Below are 23,377 nucleotides of genomic sequence, written 5' to 3'. Positions count from 1 at the left end.
TGATAACCTGTATTTTGAATGCATGTTATCCCTGGGATTCAGCCATGGCAATAGTAAACATGCATAAATAATACATGTTTAAGTTATCGTTTTGATTTGTAAGATTTTAAATTTTAAAATGGTTTATTATGATTTCAGGTGGAAAGTGTTTATTGAAAGAAGACGGGTTACTTAGATAGAAGATAGATATAAAAAAGGCTGGTCGAAACCAGCCTTAAAAGAGTATGTACAGCCAGCTTATAGTTGGTCTGTTAGCTTCACTGCATCACCGATGTAGTTAGCTGGTGTCATTTCTTTAAGACGTGTTTTCTCGTGCTCAGGAAGCTCAAGGCTGTCAATAAAGTTACGCATGCCTTCGCCATCTACACGTTTGCCACGAGTTAGCTCTTTTAGCTTCTCATATGGCTTTTCGATAGCATAGCGACGCATTACTGTTTGTACTGGTTCAGCCAATACTTCCCAGTTTTTATCTAGCTCAGCTTCTAGCGCTGCTCGGTTAACTTCAAGCTTGCTAATACCTTTTAGCGTCGAAGTATAAGCAATGATTGCATAACCACAACCAACACCTAGGTTACGAAGCACTGTTGAGTCAGTAAGGTCACGCTGCCAGCGAGAAACCGGTAGTTTCTGTGATAGGTGCGAGAAGATTGCATTAGCTAAGCCTAGGTTACCTTCAGAGTTTTCGAAGTCGATAGGGTTAACTTTATGCGGCATTGTTGAAGAGCCAATTTCACCCGCAATTGTTCTTTGCTTGAAGTGACCTAGAGCAATGTAGCCCCATACGTCACGGTCAAAGTCTAAAAGAATTGTGTTGAAACGAGCAAAACCATCGAACAACTCTGCGATGTAGTCATGCGGTTCAATTTGAGTTGTGTATGGGTTCCAAGTAATACCTAGCGACGTTACAAACTCTTCGCTGTACTGGTGCCAATCAACTTCAGGGTAAGCAATAACGTGTGCGTTGTAGTTACCTACTGCGCCGTTAATTTTACCAAGAATTTCAACGTTTTCGATTTGCTTGAATTGACGTTCCATACGGTACGCAACGTTAGCCATTTCTTTACCCATCGTAGATGGAGAAGCAGGCTGACCGTGTGTACGTGAAAGCAATGGAATTTCGCGGTACTCATTTGCAAGCGTTTTAATAGAATCAATAACGTTACGTACTTCAGGTAACATTACTTTTTCACGCGCTTCAGTCAGCATAAGAGCGTGAGAAAGGTTGTTGATGTCTTCTGATGTACATGCAAAGTGAATGAATTCATTCACAGCGTGTAGTTCAGGAAGCTCGGCTACTTTCTCTTTTAAGAAGTATTCAACCGCTTTAACGTCGTGGTTAGTTGTGCGCTCAATAGCTTTAATGCGCAGTGCATCTTCTTCACTAAACTCAGCAGCAACACGATCTAAAAATTGATTTGCTTCGTCACTAAATGCAGGAACTTCTACGATAGCATCAGTTGCAGCCAGCTTTTGTAGCCAACGGATTTCAACGATAGTGCGGTATTTTAGCAGACCAAATTCGCTGAAAATGCTGCGAAGTACACTTGTTTTACTTCCGTAACGGCCGTCGACCGGGGAAACAGCAGTCAGAGCTGACAGTTCCATGTTGTATCTCTCCTGATTTATGAGGATGTGTAAACATCGCTGCTCTTATTTTGAGAATATGAGCAGCGAGAAAAAATAAAAATAATTAACAACGAGCCAATAAAATTTTGGCTTGCTCGACCATTTGCTTACGCCCGAAAATTAAATGACGACGCTTACCACCGACCTGACGCCATAGCACTGCACCACGAACAGCAGCAAGTAATAACGCTCGCACTTTATGCTGTACTTGTTGCTGTTGAAGATGTGCTGGCGCACCTGTTACCTGAATACGAGGACCAAGAGGGCTGATAATATCAAGGTAAATACTGGCGATATTGCTAACCATTTGATCGTCTAATAAATCAAAATGATCTTTCTGACGTATGATGACATCAATGCGGTCACCAAGTTGACCCATGCTATCGCGTCGACCTGATAGTTTACGTTCAAGCGCCATCACGCTCACTAAGTAGCGAGTGATTTCACTGCCTGTTGGTGAGCTATCAATTTCTTGCGATAAGGTTTCAAGACCAAGTCGAAGATTGCTCTCGTTACCATAAATCTCAAGGGTATTAGAAGGGTTTGTTACAGTAATACTGTTCAAACAAGCTTCTAGAATTTCGCGATCACAGTTGCCATTTTGTGCAACTAATTGAACCAGCTTTACTGCTTGGCAGATGCTGGCAAACGCGATTGTACGGTCATATAAAGTGTGTGCCACTGGTGACGACTCCTTTAGATTCGCTGCTCAATAATACCGCCGCCTAAACAGATCTCATCACTGTAGAACACAGCTGATTGACCTGGCGTAACCGCGATTTGAGGTTCATCAAAAATAACTTTGATATTTTCATCATCGATAGGGATGATGGTACAAGGGATATCTTCTTGACGGTAACGGGTTTTCACTGTGCATGTCATTGTTTCACGAATTGGTTGACGATCTACCCAATCTAATTGAGATGCGACTAAACCATTCGATTTTAGGCGAGGGTGATCTTTACCCTGACCTACAATCAACACATTACGCTTAAGATCTTTATCGACTACATACCATGCATCTTCAAGACCGTTTCCGCCTTTTTGGCCACCAATATGTAGACCTTTACGTTGGCCTAAGGTGTGATACATCAAACCTTGATGCTCACCGATAACCTTTCCTTCATCAGCGGTTTCAATTTTCCCCGGCTGTGCTGGAAGGTATTTGCCTAAGAATTCAGTGAATTTACGCTCACCAATAAAGCAAATACCCGTTGAATCTTTTTTCTTCGCAGTGATCAAGTCTTGCTCTTCAGCGATACGGCGTACTTCAGGTTTTTCTAATTCACCCACAGGGAATAGGCTACGAGCAATTTGTTCATGGCTCAGTGTGTACAAGAAGTAGCTTTGATCTTTATTGCCATCAACACCGCGTAGCATTTTAGGCTTTTCGCCTTCAGCGGTAGGGAAACTACGACGTGTGTAGTGGCCCATTGCAATGTAATCCGCTTCTAGAACTTCATCGGCAAATTCTAGGAACGCTTTAAATTTGATCTCTTTATTACAAAGAATATCTGGGTTTGGAGTACGACCTGCTTTGTATTCAGCTAAGAAATACTCGAATACGTTATCCCAGTACTCAGCTGCAAAGTTAATGGTATGAAGGTGGATACCCAATTTGTCACATACAGCTTGTGCATCAGCGAGATCTTCTGCGGCAGAGCAGTATTCTTCGTTATCGTCTTCTTCCCAGTTCTTCATGAACAAACCTTCAACTTGGTAACCCTGTTGAAGTAGTAAGTAAGCTGATACCGATGAATCAACGCCGCCGGACATGCCGACAATGACTTTTTTCTGGCTGTTATCTGACATATTTCTCTTCAGTCGCAATTTAGTGTTAAGAGCGTAATTCTAACAGAAAGCTATCTGCCGAAACAGACCGAGAACAGAATCACACTTTAATAATTTAATCGTTTCTTTTCATGGAAAAGACAAATTTGTTTCATTGTGTAAAAAGAGCAGAGAAATTGACAATATGCTGTATATAAATGATTTTATTTTGTTAAACGTAATACTATATTTTTCAATGGCGCAAACGTTTGCTATTTGCGGGCGATAATAGTGTAAGTCTGGGGGAATGTGTAGCTTTTTATTATGGGTTTGATGACAAATTGTGTCAGTTATAAATTGGTCGTTGGAGCGACCAATTTATAAGATTGCGGCTTAAAATATAGAATTTAGCGCATTTGTGTATTAGGTAATGTCACTTCACGCCACTCTCCAGGCGCTAAATCATCGACCGTCCAATCTGCCATTTTATAACGAATTAGGCGTAATGTAGGAAAGCCAATATGAGCCGTCATACGACGCACTTGTCGGTTTCGTCCTTCGCGCAGGGTAAGTGCAAGCCATGTGGTTGGAATGTTTTTCCGTTCACGAATTGGTGGAGTACGATCCCAAATCACGGGCTGCTCCATGCGTTCGATATCTGCAGGTAACGTTAGCCCATCTTTTAATGTGACGCCTTTACGAAGCTGCTCCAAATCGTCATCACTTGGTGAACCTTCAACTTGAACCCAGTAGGTTTTAGGCTGCTTAGATTGCGGTTGTGTTAAACGCGCTTGCAGAATGCCATCGTTAGTTAAAACCAATAAGCCTTCGCTGTCTTTATCCAGTCGCCCTGCAGGGTAAATATCTTTGATAGATATATAATCTGCCAGCGTTTTATCGCCTGGTTCACCCGAAAATTGAGTCAACACATTGAAGGGTTTGTTAAATAAAATGATCTTTTGCGGTCCGCGAGGTCGCTTCGGGTTTGATATCTTTCTTGATGCTCGACGCTCATTATTGGCACGTTGAGGTTGACGAAAAGGGGTATTTGGCTTCATAAATAGCTGCTGTACTGGGGATTAGTAAATCGACATGCTTATTATACGCGAAAATAACAGTATTGGCGTGTCGATAAATTTTCGAGTATGATTTGCGCGCATCTTACAAAAAGATAACAAATGGACGCTAGGAGATTTAAATGGATAGTAAAGTAGTTGTACCAGTAGAAGGTCAGAAAATCACATTGGATTCTGAAGGTAAACTGGTCGTTCCTAACAACCCGGTAATCCCATACATTGAAGGTGATGGTATCGGTGTTGATGTAAGCCCTGCAATGATCAAAGTTGTCGATGCGGCAGTAAATAAAGCTTATGCAGGTGATCGCAAGATTGAGTGGATGGAAATCTACACAGGTGAGAAATCAACTCAAGTTTACGGCGAAGATGCATGGCTACCGCAAGAAACTTTAGAATTCATTCGTGAATACAAAGTCGCAATCAAAGGTCCACTAACAACTCCAGTTGGTGGCGGCATTCGTTCTCTAAACGTTGCTTTACGTCAAGAACTTGATTTATACATCTGTGTACGTCCTGTTCGTTATTTTGATGGCGTACCTAGCCCAGTTAAACGTCCTGATTTGACAGACATGGTAATTTACCGTGAGAACTCTGAAGATATCTATGCTGGCGTTGAATACCAAGCTGGCACTGCAGAAGCAGATAAAGTCATTAAATTTCTACAAGATGAAATGGGCGCAACTAAAATCCGTTTCACACAGCAATGTGGTATCGGTATTAAGCCGATTTCAGAGGAAGGCACTAAGCGTCTAATTCGCGCTGCACTTCAGTACACCATTGATAACGACCGTGACTCGCTAACGCTGGTACACAAAGGCAATATCATGAAGTTTACTGAAGGCGCCTTTAAAGATTGGGGTTACGAAGTCGCTCTACAAGAGTTTGGCGCTGAGTTATTGGACGGTGGTCCATGGATGACGCTTAAAAATCCAAACACTGGCAAAGAGATCGTTATCAAAGACTGTATCGCTGATGCATTTTTACAACAGATCCTACTTCGCCCTGCTGAGTACGATGTAATTGCAACCATGAACCTTAACGGTGACTACGTTTCTGATGCACTAGCTGCACAGGTTGGTGGTATCGGTATTGCACCCGGTGCAAACATCGGTGATGGTGTTGCATTATTTGAAGCAACTCACGGTACTGCACCTAAGTATGCTGGACAAGATAAAGTAAACCCTGGCTCACTCATTCTTTCTGCTGAAATGATGCTTCGTCATATGGGCTGGCTTGAAGCTGCTGATTTGATCATCAGTTCAATGGAAGCTGCAATCAGTAACAAGACTGTGACTTATGACTTCGAACGCCAAATGGAAGGTGCTACCTTACGTAAGTGTTCAGAGTTTGCAGATGACATGATTGAACACATGTAATTGTAAATCTCTTACTCTGTAAGATATTTGAGGCTCAGCTTAGGCTGGGCCTTTATTCTATCCTATCTCAGGTAAAATAACGTTTGCTACACTCTTTTCTTCTTTTCTTCTTTTCTTCCTTTCTTTCTCTCTCTCTCTCTCTTTCAAATCTCGATGTTTTCCTAACCATAGTACTGCTGCATATTAAAGCAGTTCACTTGCAAGTTATGAAGATATAAAGGCAATCAGTGCGTTTACTCTCAATTCTTCTTTTATCTGCTTTGTCTCGATTTGCTCTTGTTCTTTTTTCGCCTATGATAGACGTATATGATGATTCTCTTAGAGGAACATTAACCAACACTTGTTAATAGTATTGTTAATAAAACATGTTCGAGGCTATTCAGTTTTTATTCATTCAAATTTATATTTATTTGAATCGGTAATAAGGATTGCTGATGTAGGTATGATTAATCAGGTGAGTGGGTAGATAAGCGGTATTTTCAATAAAAAGGCGAGCCAGTGCTCACCTTCGAAATTGATGCGATAACTTTCAGTGACTATTTGGTTAGTTCACCTTCGACTGGGACGATCTCGCTAGCATGGTGACCTTTAGGCCCTGTTTGAATCTCATAGTTGACCTGCTGGCCGGCTTTGAGAGTTCGATATCCATCCATTTGAATGGTTGAATAGTGCGCAAAAATATCGCCTTCACCCTCTTCTGGGCAGATAAAACCAAAACCTTTGGCGTTATTAAACCATTTAACTGTACCTGTTGCCATGCTTTACATCCCTCTTGCATTCAAGATCCATTTAACTACTAGTGTACAAGGTATTCCTTTTATTCTTGCATACTAATGCTGTTTTGATGCAGTTTATATCTACTACAGGTTACACTTTAGTAAAAAGAGCTAGACAGTCAAGTGCATATTGTAACATTTTGATAAAATCTTTTTTTTCTGGGCCTAGATATAGCAAGCGCTTGAACTAATGACTAAGATGAGATTATGAGTAAGTTATACGAATGGATTATTCCTGAGTCAGATGTATTAGATAAGGAAGAAGTTCAGGTTAAACCACCAGCGATGTACAAAGTTGTTTTAAACAATGATGATTACACTCCGATGGATTTTGTGATAGAAGTGTTACAGAAGTTCTTCTCAATGGACATGGAGAAAGCCACACAGTTGATGCTCAACGTGCATTACGAAGGTAAAGCGATTTGTGGAACCTTCACTGCTGAAGTCGCCGAAACAAAAGTGGCACAAGTGATGATGCACGCAAGAGAGAATGAACATCCGCTACTGTGTACGATGGAAAAAGCTTAATTTTTCCGGCACGCCACTTTGAGTGGTATTTAGGGGAGGTGCCTTATGCTAAATAAAGAACTAGAAGCTAGCTTGAATGGTGCATTTGCACGAGCAAGAGAAAAACGTCATGAGTTTATGACTGTTGAGCATTTGCTTTTGGCTTTACTTGAGAATGCAGCTGCTCAGGAAGCTCTGCTTGCGTGTCGCGCAAATCTCGATGTATTGCGTAAAGAGCTCGACTCATTTATCGAGCAAACAACTCCTCTCATTCCTGCTGATGATGAGAGCCGCGAAACACAACCTACACTGAGCTTTCAGCGTGTACTTCAACGTGCCGTCTTTCATGTGCAATCTTCAGGTCGTAGTGAAGTTACGGGTGCTAACGTTCTTGTCGCTATTTTTAGTGAACAAGAATCCCATGCGGCATACCTTCTCAAGAAGAGTGATATTAGTCGTCTTGATGTGGTTAACTTTATTTCTCATGGCACTGTGAAAGACAGTGACAATGATGATTTAAATGGCCCTGAAGTTGGCAGTGAAGAACCAAGAGCTGAACAATCGTCTGAAGACAAGCTAGAGAATTTTGCAACGAACCTTAATCAGTTAGCCCGTGCTGGTGGTATTGATCCGCTTATCGGTCGCGACAGTGAGCTTGAGCGTACCGTTCAGGTGCTTTGTCGCCGAAGAAAGAATAACCCTTTACTGGTGGGTGAAGCTGGTGTGGGTAAAACCGCGATTGCTGAAGGGTTGGCATGGCGTATTGTTGAAGGTCAAGTGCCTGATATTATTCAAAACTGTGTGATTTATTCTTTAGATATCGGTTCTTTGCTTGCAGGCACTAAATATCGTGGTGATTTCGAAAAGCGTTTCAAAGGTATTTTGAAGCAGCTTGAGAAAGAAGATCACGCTGTATTGTTCATTGATGAAATTCACACCATTATTGGTGCGGGTGCCGCATCTGGTGGACAAGTCGATGCTGCGAACCTTATCAAGCCATTACTGAGCAACGGTAAGTTACGCTGTATGGGGTCAACGACGTATCAGGAATACAGCAATATTTTTGAGAAGGAACGTGCATTATCACGTCGTTTCCAAAAAATTGATGTCATTGAGCCTTCGCTTGATGATACGACGAAGATTTTGATGGGGCTAAAGCCTAAGTATGAAGCGCACCACGAAGTTCGTTTTACCAATAAAGCGATTCGTGCCGCTGTAGAGCTATCAGCGAAATACATTAATGAGCGTCATCTGCCTGATAAAGCGATTGATGTTATTGATGAAGCAGGTGCGCGTTGTCGTTTAGCACCAGCAAGCCGTCGTAAAAAAACCGTTAATGTTAGCGATATTGAATCGATGATTGCCAAAATGGCACGTATTCCAGAGAAATCTGTGTCTTCAAGTGATCGTGATGTACTTCAGAAGCTAGACGGCAAACTGAAGATGCTAGTATTCGGTCAAGATGATGCCATTGATGTACTAACCGAAGCGATTAAACTGAGCCGAGCTGGGCTGGGTGCAGAGAATAAGCCTGTTGGTTCTTTCTTGTTTGCAGGTCCTACTGGTGTGGGTAAAACAGAGGTCACTGTTCAGTTGGCACGTACCATGGGTATCGAACTTTTGCGTTTTGATATGTCAGAGTACATGGAACGCCATACTGTGAGCCGTTTGATCGGTGCGCCTCCTGGTTATGTGGGTTATGACCAAGGTGGTCTGTTAACCGATGCGGTAATCAAACAGCCACACTCAGTAGTACTGTTAGATGAAATTGAAAAAGCGCACCCAGATGTCTTTAATTTGCTTCTGCAGATTATGGACAACGGTACGCTAACAGATAACAATGGTCGTAAGGCTGATTTCCGTAATGTCATTTTTGTTATGACAACCAATGCCGGCGTAACGGAAACGGTACGTAAGTCGATTGGTTTGATTCAGCAAGATCATAGTCATGATGCAATGTCGGAAATTAAGCGTGTATTTACACCTGAATTCCGTAATCGTTTAGACAGTATCATTTGGTTTAATCATCTTGAAAAAGATGTTATTCATCAAGTGGTTGATAAGTTCATCGTTGAGTTGCAAGCACAGCTTGATGCGAAGGGCGTATCAATGGAAGTGTCTGATAACGCACGTGTTTGGTTAGCTGAGAAAGGCTACGATAAGGCGATGGGTGCACGTCCGATGGCGCGTTTGATTCAAGACCGCTTGAAAAAACCATTAGCGAATGAATTGTTATTCGGCTGTTTAGTTAACGGTGGCTCGGTACGTGTTGATTACATTAACAATGAATTGGATTTCCAATACAACAGCAACAATGAATTGGAAGCTGCACACTAATCCATTACTGAGTTAGCATTAAATAAAAACCGCCCTTGAGGCGGTTTTTTTATCTGAATGATATGCTGTCACCATGTTGAAAGAGCAACTGGCCTTTATCTTCAGATAAAATAAAACCTAGCACTTGGCTAGGTTTTATTTGCAGTCTAATCTTGGTGAAAGATTAACGTGCGCGGAAGACGATGCGGCCTTTAGAAAGGTCGTATGGAGTCAGTTCCACGGTAACTTTATCACCAGTTAGAATACGGATGTAGTTCTTACGCATTTTACCAGAGATATGAGCGGTAACAACGTGACCGTTTTCTAGTTCAACGCGGAACATCGTGTTAGGTAGTGTATCTTGTACAGTACCTTGCATTTCAATTACGTCTTCTTTTGCCATTGAATCCTCTTAGGCTACCTGCCATTCATCTGATCGGGCAAGATAATGCCTTGAAACTGTTTGAGTGTAAAGTTTAGGACGCAATTCTACCCTTGCCAGTACACTTTGTCAGCTTTTGTTGCTGTCTAAAGTCGCTTTTATCTGTTTTTTGCCAAAATACATTCATTTGTCAGTGATGAATTGTTTTAATTTTCTTCACGCTGTTTGTATGGTGAACAATTATTGCCAGTCGCCCAGTATTAACTTCTGGTGTGGCTGAAATCTGACTTTGTAATTCATCGCTTTACAGTCATCAATTTGATAACCAGGATAAAGCCATTTTCGACCCGTCTGCTGACTATATTGAATTTGATAAAGCACGCACAGAGTACCTAAAGATAGCGAGGAATCGGGTTCAAAAAAGCTATATACAGCACTGAGGGCATTCTCAAATACGTCGGTCACCGCGATGGCAATAAGCTTATCATCATCGTAGACATGCAAAAACAAAGTATCCATCCACTCTGCGGTGCAAAATTCAAAGAATTGCTCTTTATTCGCAGGATACATTGAGCCTGTAGAGTGGCGTAAACGAATATATCTTTCATACAGTGGAAACCACTCTTCATCGAGTTTAGCTTTAAACTCCCAGCGGAATTTTTCCATTTGATTTAGCTGGCGCTTTTGGCTCTTAGAGGCGACAAAGTTAGGGCAATCGACACGTAGAGGGGTGCATGCACTACAAAGTTCACACATTGGCTTATAGATAGCTCTGCCACTGCGACGATAGCCTGATGAGAGTAATATGTTATAGCCTACAGGTGATAGCCAATGTTCATCCATGACCACCCCGAGCTGCTCTTGCTCGTTAGGTAGGTAGTTACAGTCGGAGTTTGGTGTGAGGCCGATGCGTAAAGAAAGGTTATTCATAAATCTCTTTATTCAATAGGTATTTTGAGCGTTTGAGGAACAAAACTATTTGGTTTAATTATGGCAGCTCTTTGCTGGAGCAGCTGTTGCATAAACGGTGCTCGTGGAATTTCTAGTGCGCCAAGTGACTCCAAATGATTGTTCATCACTTGGCAATCAATGAGGGTGCCACCTTGATCTGAAAAATGGCGGCAAAAAAACCATAGTGCAATTTTTGATGCGTTATCGGCTAATGAAAACATTGATTCACCACAAAACACTGAACCGATTTGTAAACCATAAAATCCGCCAACGAGTTTATCTTGGTGCCAAACTTCTACCGAATGGCAGTGTCCAAGGTTGTGCATCGTTTGATAAGCTTGGATCATATCTTCGGTGATCCATGTTTCTTCAGGACTTCGACAGTCGGCACATTGGCGAATAACGTCATGACAGGCATTATTCAGTGTGATTTGGTATCCTGATTTTCGATAGAACTTTCGTAAGCTCTTGCTGGGCTTAAATTCGTTAGGCAGAAAGATGGCACGCGGGGCAGGGCTCCACCATAAAATAGGCTCACCATTAGAGTACCAAGGAAAAATACCTTGGCGGTAAGCCGCAAGCAAACGTGCAGGCTGAAGATCGCCTCCAAAAGCAAGTAAGCCATTGGGTTCATCAAGTGCGGTTTCAGGTTCCGGGAAAAGAGTATTTTCCGGGTCAAGTTCCGGTAGGTAAATTGCCATAAAACTCAGTTGTTCTCGTTAAATAGTCTTTAAAAGAATACTTTTTAGTTAAAAATTAGCGTCAATGGAGAAATTATATATGAGAAAATTTTTATTGTTACTGCTAATGCTTCCTTTGATCGTAACAGCGGCACCGTATAATCGAAATGAAGCGCGACCAGTAAATGACGTTGTTTTTGGCCAGATTGAATCTGTTCGTTATATCACCCAACAAGAAGTGATTAATTCACAGCGAAACGGCTGGGAAACATTGTTAGGCGGTGTGGTGGGTGGCTTGATTGGTAATCAATTTGGTGGTGGTACTGGTCGAGAAGTCGCTACCGCGGTAGGTGCGGTTGCGGGGGCCGGTATTGCTCATAATCGCCAGCAAGGACAAACCGTTATTGAATATCGTTTAGTTGAAGTGTTGATTAAAACCGATCAAGGTAAGCTCATTGATGTTATTCAAGATGTTGATCAAACCTCAGTGTTTAATCGAGGTGACAATGTGCGGATTCTTTACTTCAATGATGGCGTAAGGGTTGATAAAGAATTTTAATCAAGAAAATGTGATTTATTCTTGAAAGATAGAAACAAACAAGGCGAGGAATATCCTCGCCTTTTGTTTATCTCGGTATCGAAACCTACTGTCTAAGGTAAACTAGATACGGTTACACAATTCAGTGTATCGACCACCAGTTGCGATCAGATCTTGGTGTTTACCGCGTTCGATGATTTCACCTTCATCCATTAAGCAAATATGATCCATTTGCTCTAGACCGACTAAGCGGTGGGTAATGAATAAGACGGTTTTATCTTTCGCATGCTCTAGTAACAGGCTTAAAATCTGTTGTTCGGTACGGCGATCAAGACCTTCTGTAGGTTCATCCAGTAGAAGAATAGGGGCGTTATGAAGCAGTGCCCGTGCAATACCTAAGCGACGGCGCTCACCACCAGATATCTGGCGACCACCTTCACCTAACCAAGTATCTAATCCTTTATCTTCAAGCAAGGTTTCTAGCCCAACATGCACGAGTGATGCTTTGAACTCTTCATCTGTGCCCTCAGGTTTAGCCAACACAAGGTTTTCACGTAATGAGCCATTAAACACATCAACACGTTGGCTAACGACGGTAATCGCTTTACGAAGCGATGTTTCATGCCATAAGGGTAAAGCAACACCATCAATGCTGATTTGCCCTTGCTGTGGATCCCAATTACGGGTGATTAGCTGAAGCAAGGTTGATTTACCGCAACCAGTACGCCCGAGCAATGCCAGTTTTTCACCTTTTTTAAGCTTGATAGAGACATTACTGACAACAGGCTGTTCACTATCGTGATAGGTGTAACTGATATTATCAATACTGATATCACCGTGGACGACAGCTTGATGTCCATTAGGATCAAACTGTGTGTCAGGCGTTGCTTCAATAATTTCATTTAAACGGCGTGCTGAGGTTAGTGTCTGCCCCAAATATTGGAAGGCACCCGCAACAGGCATCATCATTTCAAAGCTTGCCATTGTCGCAAAAGCTACCATGGCAATGAAGGGATCAGGCATTGCTCCACCAACACCATCAGCGGCAATCCACAGAATCAGTACTAGCGTCCAACCTGTTGCAGCCATCAGTATCGCATTAGCAAATCCTGTTAAGCTCGCCATTTTCCGTTGTGCTGCGAGTAACTTTTCTTGCTCGTTTTCTGCTTCTTTACGGTAACGGTCTTCTGCGTTGAACAGAAGTAACTCGGCATGGCCTTGCAACCAGTCAAGCAGCTTCACTCGGTAATTGGCTTTAGCATAAGTCAGTTCTTCACCGTTAGATTTACCTAGGCGGTAAAAAATAACGGGTAGCGCTAACATGAGCGACAAAAGAACGGCACCCAACGTTAAACCAATGGTTAAGTCAAACCAAGCAAGAAAGCCGGTTACGGCTAGTAACCCTATAACACCAATAACAAGAGGGCTAACAAGGCGCAGATAGACATGATCCATTGCGTCAACATCAGCCACAAGGCGGTTGAGTAAATCAGCATCACGCAGATTTGTCTGGCGACCAGGAATTAATGGCGTAAGTTTTTTAAAAAAGAATAAACGTAGGTCGGCAAGCAGTTTGAAAGTTGCATCATGGCTAACAACCCTTTCCCCCCAGCGACCAGCGGTTCTTGCCATCGAGAAGCCACGAACACCGGCCCCGGGTAACATATAATTAAATGTTTGTCGGGCAATGGTTAAGCCAGCAACCGCAGATGCAGAGATAAACCAACCCGATAAGGTGAGAAGGCTAAGCCCTGCAAGTAAAGTCAGTAAGCCAAGTATCATACCTACAGTTAAGCCAAACCAGTGCTTACGGTAAAGCTTTAGGTAAGGGACTAAATCACGCATCGAGATCCCTCTTATCAGTATGTGCCAACATGTCAGCGAGAAGGCCTTCATGACTAATTTGATCGAAATGACCATTTTGAACCAGCTTGCCATTGTCTAAGACAAGTACACGGTCGATAGCTGATAGTTGATCTAAGCGGTGACTAACCATCAATGTTGTTTGACCCTTAACGGCTTGCGCCAAGCTATCAAGTACCAACTTTTCACTGTTTGCATCAAGGCTTGCAGTGGGCTCATCCAGTAACCAAAAAGAACCGTTTTGTAGCATGGCACGTGCAACAGCTAATCGCTGAGCCTGACCAACAGATAATCCGCCAGAACGATCTCCCACACGATGCTGGTAGCCTTTTTCTAGTCGGTCAATAAACTCACTCGCATAAGCTTGTTTCGCCACTTGAGCAATATGTTGTTCAGTTGCCAATGGGTTACCTAGCGTAATGTTGTCGTGAATTGTGCCGTGAACCAATAAAGGATTCTGCCCAACCCAGCTAATTGCCTGACGCCATTGGCTGTGATCAAGTTCATTCAGTTCAATGCCATTAATTTTTAAACTACCACGATAAGGTAGGAAACCGAGTAGGGCATTCAATAGGCTAGTTTTGCCAGCACCACTAGGGCCAACAAGCGCAACTTGTTCTTGTGAATGAATAGAAAAACTGAGCGGGCCCGCTAGAATTTTCCCTTCCGGGCTAAGCACTTCTAAGTCGATAGCATGGAGCTCTATCGTTTCAGGTGACGGTAAGTTTGTATCACCAGCCTTCATCTCATCAGCTTCTGCATTTAGAAATTCAACAATCGATTCTGCTGCGCCAATCGCTTGTGCTTTGGCATGATAGAACGTACCTAAATCACGCAGAGGTTGATAAAATTCAGGAGCAAGTACCAAGATAAATAAGCCAGTGAATAAGCTAATTGGAATACCGTAATGCCCGAAGTTTAATTCGCCAATGAAAGCAAAACCAAAATACACCGCAACAATAGCCACTGAAATAGCAGAGAAGAACTCTAAGACTGCTGAGGATAAGAAGGCAAGGCGCAATACTTCCATTGTGCGTTTGCGTAACACGGTTGATGCAGCATGCAGGTTTTCCGCTTCCGCTTCTGCACGATTAAACAAACGTAAGGTTGATAAGCCTTGCAAACGGTCGTAAAAGTGCCCAGAAAGACGCTGGAGCGCTTTAAAGTTACGACGGTTAGCATCAGCTGCACCTAAGCCAACAAGCGCCATGAAGATAGGTACAAGCGGTGCTGTAATTAAAAAAATTAACCCTGCAGCCCAATTGAGAGGGAAAACCGTGACTAAAATAATAACGGGGACTAAAACCGCAATCGACATCTGAGGCAGGTAGCGAGCAAAGAAATCTTGCATCTCTTCTACTTGCTCAAGCACAAGGCTTGCCCAGACACCCGCAGGTTTCCCTTTGATATAGGCCGGGCCTAAATTATGGAGGCGATCCAGTATAAGTTGACGAATGTGCAAGCGAATTTGTTCGCCACAGCGGTATCCTGTTATTTCACGCCCCCAACTACATGCAGCACGAAGGGCAACCACAACGATCAAACCAATAAACTGATTAATAAGCTCAGATTTGTCGGTATGTTCCATGATCAGTTCATGAAGAATATTCGCAAGAAGTGCTGCTTGTCCGACGAGCAGTAATCCAGAAAGGAAACCCAGCCCAATAGTGAGCATTAACCAGCGTTTTGCTAGTTTGCTTTGTTCTTTTAACCATTTGGTTAAATTTTTCTGTATTTGTTTATCCATATAAAAGATATCGTTTTTAAATGGTGTACAGCGAATGCTGATGTTGAGCAGGCTGAAAGAATCTGGCCGCCGTTGAGTATAGCGGCCAGGGTAAGATTATTATTTTTGTTGTTCTAGCGCGTCTAAGTAACGTTCGGCATCTAGTGCGGCCATACAACCTGTACCCGCAGAGGTAATTGCTTGGCGGTATGTGTGGTCCATAACATCACCAGCGGCAAAAATACCTTCTACGCTGGTTTGAGTGGCATTGCCTTGTGTGCCAGATTGCACACTGATATAGCCATTTGCCATCTTTAACTGACCTTCAAAAATGGCAGTGTTTGGCTGATGACCAATCGCAATGAAAGCACCCATTACGTCTAAATCTTCTGTCGTATTAGATTGAGTATCTTTAATACGTACACCAGTAACACCCATTTCATCACCCAGTACTTCTTCTAGAGTACGATCGGTGTGAAGAACGATGTTACCGTTTTCAACTTTATCCATAAGACGCTTAATCAGAATTTTTTCTGAACGGAACGTATCACGACGGTGGATTATGTGAACTTCAGAGGCGATATTCGATAAGTAAAGCGCTTCTTCAACAGCAGTATTACCACCACCAACTACAGCCACTTTTTGGTTACGGTAGAAGAATCCATCACATGTTGCACATGCAGAGACGCCACGACCTTTGAACGCTTCTTCAGATTCTAAACCTAAATATTTCGCAGATGCACCCGTAGAGATGATTAACGCATCACATGTGTATTCGGCATTATCACCTTTTAAACGAAAAGGACGCTGGCTGAAATCAGTTTCATTGATGTGATCAAAGATAATTTCTGTTTCAAATTTTTCAGCATGCTCTTTCATGCGATCCATTAATACCGGACCTGTTAAGCCTTCCGCATCACCCGGCCAGTTTTCAACTTCTGTGGTAGTCGTTAGCTGACCACCTTGCTGCATGCCTGTGATCATAACTGGATTGAGGTTTGCACGTGCTGCATAAACCGCCGCTGTATAACCAGCAGGGCCAGAACCAAGGATGAGTAGATTACAATGTCTTACGTTACTCATTACTTCTCCAGGCTGAATGAGATGATTTCTTATTGAAGGCTGATTGTAGGTAAAATGATGACGTAAAGAAAGAGCCCAATCAATAATACCAAAAGTTACTGATTTAACTGATCCAAAAGCCTTAATCGCTGTAGGTGCTTTTCTACTTATTCACTCTGAAATAGAGTTTAACAACTTGTTTATTTATCAGTTGAACGAAATAAATATCAGTTAAAGACAAAGTAGCGTGAAATGCGGAGGGAAGGTAGTGGGTAAAAACGGAAAATCAGTTAGCAAATTTTCCATTTCACAGCAGAAAGCTTAGACAACTTTCTTCTCTATTATATCTGTTGCTTATATGACTATTTGTTTGAAAAATCAGTGCATACTAATGGCTGTTACGGGATCGGTATAATGGAGATTGAACGTGTCTGCAATTTCTTTATTCGTGACTTTGCCATGCATAATATTCATACCTTTCAAGAAACCTTCATCATCTTGAAGTGCTTTCTTGTATCCTTTGTTGGCAAGGTTGATGATATAAGGCAAGGTGGCATTGTTTAAAGCAAAAGTCGATGTTCGAGCTACAGCGCCCGGCATATTAGCAACACAGTAATGGACAATGTCATCGATTATAAAGGTTGGATCAGCGTGTGTTGTAGGATGAGAGGTTTCAAAGCACCCCCCTTGATCAATCGCGACATCAACCAGCGCAGACCCTGATTTCATCATTTTAAGGTGAGCGGCAGTAATTAATTTTGGCGCTGCTGCACCAGGGATCAAAATAGCACCAATAATCAGATCGGCTTGTACAACTAACCTATCAATGGCTTCTTTTGTAGAATAAATGACTTTTGCTTTCCCTTGAAATTCAGCATCTAATGCGCGTAACGTATCAATATTCTTATCGAGTATTGTCACGTCAGCTCTCATACCTACAGCCATTCGTGCTGCATTTGACCCTACAACACCGCCACCTAAAATAACGACGTTTGCAGGCTCGACCCCCGGAACACCACTTAATAGTAACCCACGTCCACCGCGTGAGTTCTCTAATGTTTGGGCTCCAGCTTGAATAGACATGCGTCCAGCGACCTCCGACATTGGTGCTAGTAGTGGTAATGTACCCTTATTATCTGTTACGGTCTCATAAGCTATGCAGATAGCTTTACTTTTTATCAGGTCTTCTGTTTGTGGGAAATCTGGTGCGAGATGAAGGTAGGTGAATAAAATTTGTCCTTCGTGTAACATAGTTCTTTCTACTGCTTGAGGCTCTTTTACTTTAATAATCATCTCTGATCTGGTAAAAACTTCTTTAGCGTTAGAAATAATGGAAGCTCCTGCAGCTTGATAGTCAGCATCTGTGAGACCAATACCAGCTCCAGCATTGGTTTCTATGACAACTTGGTGGCCGAACGAGATAAGTTCGCGAACGCTAGCTGGAATCAGACCAACACGGTACTCGTGATTTTTGATTTCTTTTGGTACACCAATGATCATACTGTTACCTCCGTGGTCTACTAGTTTTTTTTGCTAGTGACCAGGTTAAAAATACGGATCTAAAGGCAGTATAGTTTGACTATCAGAGTATTTGATTCTAAATATTAGAAAGTTGTAGTATATTTTTTTGCAAGGAAGTAAGAAGGTGGAATGAACAATGGTAGATACCAAAAAGAAACCATCCAAGGAATTGGATCGCATTGACCGCAACATATTGAACGAACTACAAAAAGATGGCCGCATTTCAAATGTTGAGTTGTCTAAGCGTGTAGGGCTTTCTCCAACACCATGTCTTGAGCGTGTGCGTCGACTAGAACGACAAGGTTACATCAGCGGTTATACAGCGTTGCTGAATCCTCAATTTCTAGATGCATCTCTACTTGTATTTGTTGAAATTACACTAAATCGTGGCGCACCTGACGTTTTTGAACAATTTAATAAATCAGTTCAAGAACTTGAAGACATTCAAGAGTGTCATCTAGTTTCAGGAGATTTCGATTACCTGTTGAAGACACGTGTATGCGATATGTCTGCTTACCGTAAACTGTTGGGCGAAACCTTACTTCGTCTGCCAGGTGTAAACGACACGCGTACTTATGTTGTGATGGAAGAAGTTAAGCAAACCAATAATTTGGTTATCAAAACTCGCTAATGGCTTTGTGATCCATTGTAAAATGGTTATTTAGTTACATTGTGGCTGAGTAAAGAATTGAATCGAGCGGCCTAGTGCCGCTCGATTTGTATCTGTTGCTTTTGGGGCTAAATGTGACGAATCGCGTGATTATTATTCAATTTATTAAACATTAATGTGAATTGACAAAAGGATGAATTTTTTTGAGGGATAAACGTCTACAATAGAGTGTTTTTTATGATTAATGATATTAAGCCATTTATCATGATAATACGGGTTTTCCCCTTATTATGGTTAATCGCTTAGTGTGATTGCAGTCTGTATTGGTAATAAAAATTGGTTAATTGGTAATAAAATTTTAATAAGTCATCAAGATATGACGATTTCCTTTACAATAAGCATATTAAGATTATTGAGCTATTCACAACTAAGAGTATGAATTCTGAGTGAAAAGTCAGATTCTTGTTTTGGCAATTAAATAGTTACACCGGAGTTTTTTTTGAGGAAGGTTAAAAGCAAACAGCCCAAATTACGTCTTTCGGGTGGTCAACGCATTCTTGAAAGCTTTTTGATCATTGGCATTTTGGCTGCCATTTTTATTATGGTTGCCTTGGTCAGTTTTGACCCCGCCGATCCATCATGGTCTCAAACTGCTTGGGAAGGTCAGGTTCAGAATAAGGCTGGGGCACTTGGTGCGTTTGTCGCAGACACATTCTTTTTCACATTAGGCTCATTAGCTTACCCTTTACCCGCTGCCATTGTTTTAGCTGCGTGGGTGCTATTCCGTCATCGTAGTGAGCCAGCCTCTATTGATTATATGATTTATGGCACACGTTTATTAGGTATGCTTCTGCTGTTTCTTACAAGCTGTGGTTTAGCTGATTTAAACTTTGATGATATTTGGTATTTCTCGTCTGGTGGTGTAATTGGCGATGTTGTGTCTAATATGGCGTTACCCTTGCTAAATATACTCGGAACGACATTGGTCTTGATGTTTTTCTGGGCGGTTGGTTTTACATTGTTTACGGGGATTTCGTGGTTAACCATTGTTGATACTATTGGTGATAGAACTCTTAGAGGAATATCGCGGTTATTAAATACTGTCCGTTCAGATAAATCAGAAACACTGACCCCATTTGCAACCGACATTCCTGATGAACAGCAAACGGCATATGCCAAACAACTTCAGCTTGAACAACCAGCAGAGGTTGATGCGGACGATGTGTTACTTGCTTCATATGGTCGAAGAGTAACACCAGAGATTGATTTTTCTAAGAGTGCTTCTCCTGAACCTATATTAGCAGATGCGCCTTCTCAGACTTGGAATTCAGAATCCACGCCACAGATTGTGATGCCAAATCGCACACAAACAGCCACACAACAACCTGCTTCTGATAATGCATTCCGTCAACCTGCCGTTGCAGCAACTGCCGTGGCAGGAAGTGCTGTTGCTAGCAGTGCTGTTGCAAACAGTGTTATTGAAAACCGTGCCGTTGCAAATCATGTTGTTGCAAACCATGCTGTTGAAAATCATGTTGTTGCAAACAAGGTAGCAGCTCAAGAAGTGGCGATGGCACAAGGCGAACAATTAGCCGATCCATTGATGGATGTGACTACTTCTGTTCGTGTCCCTGAATCTAATCTGGCTATTAAGCCTGATGCGCAAGAAAGTACTCTTGTAAATAACGGCGCTGCAAATAACGGTGCAGTAAGTAGCACTGGTATTGAAACGGTCAGCCTTGAAAGCAAGAACCTTGAAAGTAGTCACCTTAAGAGCACGAATCTTGAACAAACAGATCCGATTGAACTTACATCAACGACTCAAGCAAAAGGGCTAACTATTGCAGAGTTAGAGCGAGAGCTAGAAAAAGATGAAGATTTCACCATGTATGTTGAAGAGCAACATGAAGGGCTTGTGGCTTCAGCCTCTCATTCTGTAGCGCCTACAATTACAAGTGTTTCGACGCCTACTGCTGATATTACACTGCCACCTGAAGGAGTTGCAGAGGTTGTTACGCAGGTTGTTCAGAATATTGCACCTGTTGTTGCACCTGCGGTTGCTGCAAGCGTTGTAATGCCAGCTATGTCGACTATAAGTGATGAGTCACCGGTACATATACCTCAAGCACACACCGCTCAAACGCCAGTTCACCCCCCAGTTCAAACAGCAGCACCAATGTCGCCAGCTCCTGTAGAGCCGGTGGTAGTTGAAGCCTGTAGTATTGAAATTGGGGTTCAAGATGGGCTGTCAGAATTAGATCGTTCGCAACAAGACAATGTTGAAGAATTAACCGATGAAGAAATCTTTTTGCAAAAAATTCGTCAGGCGCAAAAAGAACAAGTACATGCCGCAGGTTTAGATAATCCGTTTTTGATGAAGTCAGCGCCAGATCTTCCAGTGCCAACATCGCCAATGCCGACCATTGATTTGCTGGCTCCAGCGAGACAAAACGTAGAACCAGCATCAGAAGAAGAGTTAATGGAAACAGCTCGTTTGGTAGAATCTAAGTTGGAAGATTACAAAATCAAAGCACGAGTGGCGGGGGTTTACCCTGGCCCTGTTATTACGCGTTATGAGTTGGATCTTGCTCCTGGCGTAAAAGTAAGCCGTATTTCAGGCTTAGCCAAAGATTTGGCGCGTGCTTTATCTGCAATCGCAGTGCGTGTGGTTGAGGTGATTCCTGGTAAACCTTATGTTGGTTTGGAATTACCCAATCGAAATCGTGAAACAGTTTATATGTCTGAAGTAGTTGCTAGCGAACGCTTTCAAAATATGAACAGTGCACTGCCTGTTGTTTTAGGTAACGATATTGCTGGCGAAGCGGTTGTTGCAGATTTAAGTAAGATGCCACACTTATTAGTGGCTGGTACGACAGGTTCTGGTAAGTCTGTTGGTGTTAACGTAATGATTCTGAGCTTGCTGTACAAATGTACGCCAGAAGAGTGTCGTTTTATTATGATTGACCCGAAAATGTTGGAACTTTCAATTTACGAAGGCATTCCGCACCTATTAACCGAAGTTGTCACCGACATGAAAGATGCAGGTAATGCGTTACGTTGGTGTGTAGGTGAAATGGAACGACGTTATAAGTTGATGGCAGCTGTTGGAGTGCGAAACTTATCGGGTTATAACGCTAAATTGAAAGAAGCCGCTGATGCTGGTTTCCCAATTTATGATCCATTGTGGAAACCTGGCGATAGCATGGCAGAGCATGCGCCACTGTTAGAAAAGATGCCAAGTATTGTTGTTATTGTCGATGAGTTTGCTGATTTGATGATGGTTGTTGGTAAAAAGGTTGAAGAACTGATTGCACGTTTGGCTCAAAAAGCCCGTGCCGCAGGTATTCACCTTATCCTGGCCACTCAGCGTCCATCTGTTGATGTTATTACAGGTTTAATTAAAGCTAACATTCCTACACGTATGGCATTTACAGTATCAACCAAAACTGACTCCCGTACGATTCTGGATCAGGGGGGTGCTGAATCGCTATTGGGCATGGGTGATATGTTGTATTTACCATCAGGTCAAAGTCATACTATTCGTGTGCACGGTGCATTTGCATCAGATGATGATGTACATAACGTTGTGAACGATTGGAAAGCGAGAGGGAAACCTCAGTACATCGAAAGTATTTTAAGTGCAGATCAAGGTTCTGAAGGATTACTGCCAGGAGAAGCAGCATCTGGTGATGAAGATTTAGATCAGCTATTTGATGATGTTGCAGCATTTGTGACCGAGACTCGTCGCGGTTCGGTATCCGGTGTTCAGCGTAAATTTAAAATTGGCTATAACCGAGCTGCTCGAATTGTCGAGCAACTTCAAGCACACGGTATTGTAAGTGCTCCTGGTCATAATGGTAATCGTGAGGTATTAGCACCGCCTCCGCCACCAAGAGACTAACTATTAATGATGTTATGTTGAGGGTATCAATCTCAACATAATGAAGATGCGAATAGGGTGTAAAAATGATTAAAAAAGCAATGATAGGCCTGTTTTTGGTTGCACCATTGGTATTGTCTTCTGCTGCATGGGCAAACCCACAGCAAGAGTTAAGCTCTCGTTTGAGTTTAGTGAATGCATTCAGTGCCAATTTTGACCAGAAAGTTGTTAGCCCTGAAGGTGATGTGCTGGTAGAAGGAAAAGGGGACGTAACAATTAAACGTCCTAATTTATTCCGCTGGAACACAGTCACACCTGATGAAAATTTACTGGTTTCTGATGGTAAAACGTTGTGGTACTACAGCCCCTTTATCGAACAAGTTACCGCAATGTGGTTGAAAGATGCCACGGAGCAAACACCGTTTGTATTGTTAACCCGTAATAGCGCGAGTGATTGGGCGAATTATAACGTGGCTCAAACGTCAGATACCTTTACGTTAACACCGAAAGATACGACATCGACGATGGGTAAGTTTGTTGTTACCGTTGCAAAATCGGGCGAAGTACGTAGTTTTTCTGTTGTAGAGCAAGATGGTCAGCGTAGCAATTTCAAATTCCGTCAGTTCAGCAAGCAAGTGCCAAAAGCGAATTTATTTACTTTTACGCCTCCGAAAGGTGTAGAGCTTGATGATCAACGAAATTGATAAAAACGTCGAA

The 23,377-nt window shown here is 42.3% G+C and carries 19 protein-coding genes; 7 read left to right on the top strand and 12 right to left on the bottom strand.

Translation table 11 applies throughout. The features are described 5' to 3' along the window. Positions 1-237: 237 nt before the first annotated feature. The 4 genes from purB to C9J12_RS00580 form a co-directional block, all read right to left on the bottom strand. Entirely contained in the window at positions 238-1,605 is a 1,368-nt protein-coding gene (gene purB / locus C9J12_RS00595; protein ID WP_011217888.1) for an adenylosuccinate lyase, read from the bottom strand. Between the two features lie 85 nt (positions 1,606-1,690). Next, positions 1,691-2,308 carry a high frequency lysogenization protein HflD gene (hflD, locus tag C9J12_RS00590; RefSeq protein WP_107240941.1) on the bottom strand — a complete coding sequence of 206 codons (618 nt, stop codon included), beginning with the start codon at positions 2,306-2,308 and terminating at the stop codon, positions 1,691-1,693. A gap of 14 nt (positions 2,309-2,322) precedes the next feature. Next, a complete protein-coding gene (gene mnmA / locus C9J12_RS00585) occupies positions 2,323-3,450 on the bottom strand; it encodes a tRNA 2-thiouridine(34) synthase MnmA (RefSeq protein WP_107241207.1) in 1,128 nt (375 codons plus the stop codon). A 353-nt stretch (positions 3,451-3,803) separates the two neighbouring features. Then, positions 3,804-4,454 carry a pseudouridine synthase gene (locus tag C9J12_RS00580; protein WP_107240940.1) on the bottom strand — a complete coding sequence of 217 codons (651 nt, stop codon included), beginning with the start codon at positions 4,452-4,454 and terminating at the stop codon, positions 3,804-3,806. A gap of 140 nt (positions 4,455-4,594) precedes the next feature. Here C9J12_RS00580 and icd point away from each other — a divergent pair, with 140 nt between their 5' ends. Then, positions 4,595-5,848: an NADP-dependent isocitrate dehydrogenase gene (gene icd, locus C9J12_RS00575; RefSeq protein WP_107240939.1), complete on the top strand. Its 1,254-nt coding sequence runs from the start codon at positions 4,595-4,597 to the stop codon at positions 5,846-5,848. A gap of 536 nt (positions 5,849-6,384) precedes the next feature. Here the strand turns inward: icd and cspD are convergent. After that, complete coding sequence (gene cspD / locus C9J12_RS00570) at positions 6,385-6,606, bottom strand: cold shock domain-containing protein CspD (protein ID WP_011217893.1); 222 nt, start codon at positions 6,604-6,606, stop codon at positions 6,385-6,387. 225 nt (positions 6,607-6,831) lie between these two features. Here cspD and clpS point away from each other — a divergent pair, with 225 nt between their 5' ends. Both clpS and clpA read left to right on the top strand, forming a co-directional pair. Next, positions 6,832-7,152, top strand: a complete 321-nt coding sequence (gene clpS / locus C9J12_RS00565; RefSeq protein WP_011217894.1) for an ATP-dependent Clp protease adapter ClpS — start codon at positions 6,832-6,834, stop codon at positions 7,150-7,152. A gap of 45 nt (positions 7,153-7,197) precedes the next feature. Then, on the top strand, positions 7,198-9,468 hold the full coding sequence (clpA, locus tag C9J12_RS00560; protein WP_107240938.1) for an ATP-dependent Clp protease ATP-binding subunit ClpA: 2,271 nt from the start codon (positions 7,198-7,200) through the stop codon (positions 9,466-9,468). A gap of 163 nt (positions 9,469-9,631) precedes the next feature. On the opposite strand, the gene infA is transcribed toward clpA, so the two are convergent. From infA to aat, 3 genes are all read right to left on the bottom strand, one after another. Next, positions 9,632-9,850 carry a translation initiation factor IF-1 gene (infA, locus tag C9J12_RS00555; protein ID WP_011217896.1) on the bottom strand — a complete coding sequence of 73 codons (219 nt, stop codon included), beginning with the start codon at positions 9,848-9,850 and terminating at the stop codon, positions 9,632-9,634. A 219-nt stretch (positions 9,851-10,069) separates the two neighbouring features. Next, positions 10,070-10,759 carry an arginyltransferase gene (locus C9J12_RS00550; protein ID WP_107240937.1) on the bottom strand — a complete coding sequence of 230 codons (690 nt, stop codon included), beginning with the start codon at positions 10,757-10,759 and terminating at the stop codon, positions 10,070-10,072. 8 nt (positions 10,760-10,767) lie between these two features. Then, on the bottom strand, positions 10,768-11,481 hold the full coding sequence (gene aat / locus C9J12_RS00545) for a leucyl/phenylalanyl-tRNA--protein transferase (protein ID WP_107240936.1): 714 nt from the start codon (positions 11,479-11,481) through the stop codon (positions 10,768-10,770). A gap of 79 nt (positions 11,482-11,560) precedes the next feature. Here aat and C9J12_RS00540 point away from each other — a divergent pair, with 79 nt between their 5' ends. Further along, complete coding sequence (locus C9J12_RS00540) at positions 11,561-12,019, top strand: glycine zipper 2TM domain-containing protein (protein ID WP_107240935.1); 459 nt, start codon at positions 11,561-11,563, stop codon at positions 12,017-12,019. A 102-nt stretch (positions 12,020-12,121) separates the two neighbouring features. Here C9J12_RS00540 and cydC read toward each other — a convergent pair whose 3' ends face one another. From cydC to ald, 4 genes are all read right to left on the bottom strand, one after another. Continuing rightward, positions 12,122-13,843, bottom strand: coding sequence for a heme ABC transporter ATP-binding protein/permease CydC (gene cydC, locus C9J12_RS00535; RefSeq protein WP_107240934.1), 1,722 nt, complete (start codon positions 13,841-13,843; stop codon positions 12,122-12,124). After that, entirely contained in the window at positions 13,836-15,608 is a 1,773-nt protein-coding gene (gene cydD, locus C9J12_RS00530; RefSeq protein ID WP_107240933.1) for a heme ABC transporter permease/ATP-binding protein CydD, read from the bottom strand. Before cydD ends, cydC begins: the two co-directional genes overlap by 8 nt. Before the next feature lie 99 nt (positions 15,609-15,707). Continuing rightward, positions 15,708-16,670 carry a thioredoxin-disulfide reductase gene (gene trxB / locus C9J12_RS00525; protein WP_107240932.1) on the bottom strand — a complete coding sequence of 321 codons (963 nt, stop codon included), beginning with the start codon at positions 16,668-16,670 and terminating at the stop codon, positions 15,708-15,710. A 357-nt stretch (positions 16,671-17,027) separates the two neighbouring features. Next, positions 17,028-18,149 carry an alanine dehydrogenase gene (gene ald, locus C9J12_RS00520; protein ID WP_107240931.1) on the bottom strand — a complete coding sequence of 374 codons (1,122 nt, stop codon included), beginning with the start codon at positions 18,147-18,149 and terminating at the stop codon, positions 17,028-17,030. A 157-nt stretch (positions 18,150-18,306) separates the two neighbouring features. Here ald and lrp point away from each other — a divergent pair, with 157 nt between their 5' ends. From lrp to lolA, 3 genes are all read left to right on the top strand, one after another. After that, positions 18,307-18,801: a leucine-responsive transcriptional regulator Lrp gene (gene lrp, locus C9J12_RS00515; protein ID WP_006231236.1), complete on the top strand. Its 495-nt coding sequence runs from the start codon at positions 18,307-18,309 to the stop codon at positions 18,799-18,801. Between the two features lie 478 nt (positions 18,802-19,279). After that, complete coding sequence (locus C9J12_RS00510) at positions 19,280-22,681, top strand: DNA translocase FtsK 4TM domain-containing protein (RefSeq protein WP_107240930.1); 3,402 nt, start codon at positions 19,280-19,282, stop codon at positions 22,679-22,681. A 65-nt stretch (positions 22,682-22,746) separates the two neighbouring features. Beyond that, positions 22,747-23,364, top strand: a complete 618-nt coding sequence (gene lolA, locus C9J12_RS00505; protein ID WP_107240929.1) for an outer membrane lipoprotein chaperone LolA — start codon at positions 22,747-22,749, stop codon at positions 23,362-23,364. The last annotated feature ends 13 nt before the right edge of the window (positions 23,365-23,377 follow it).

Origin of the sequence: Photobacterium frigidiphilum (genome assembly GCF_003025615.1) — a bacterium.
Classification (GTDB): Bacteria; Pseudomonadota; Gammaproteobacteria; order Enterobacterales; family Vibrionaceae; genus Photobacterium; species Photobacterium frigidiphilum.
Note: the sequence above shows the minus strand (reverse complement) of the source record. Positions and strands in the feature narration are given on the sequence as shown.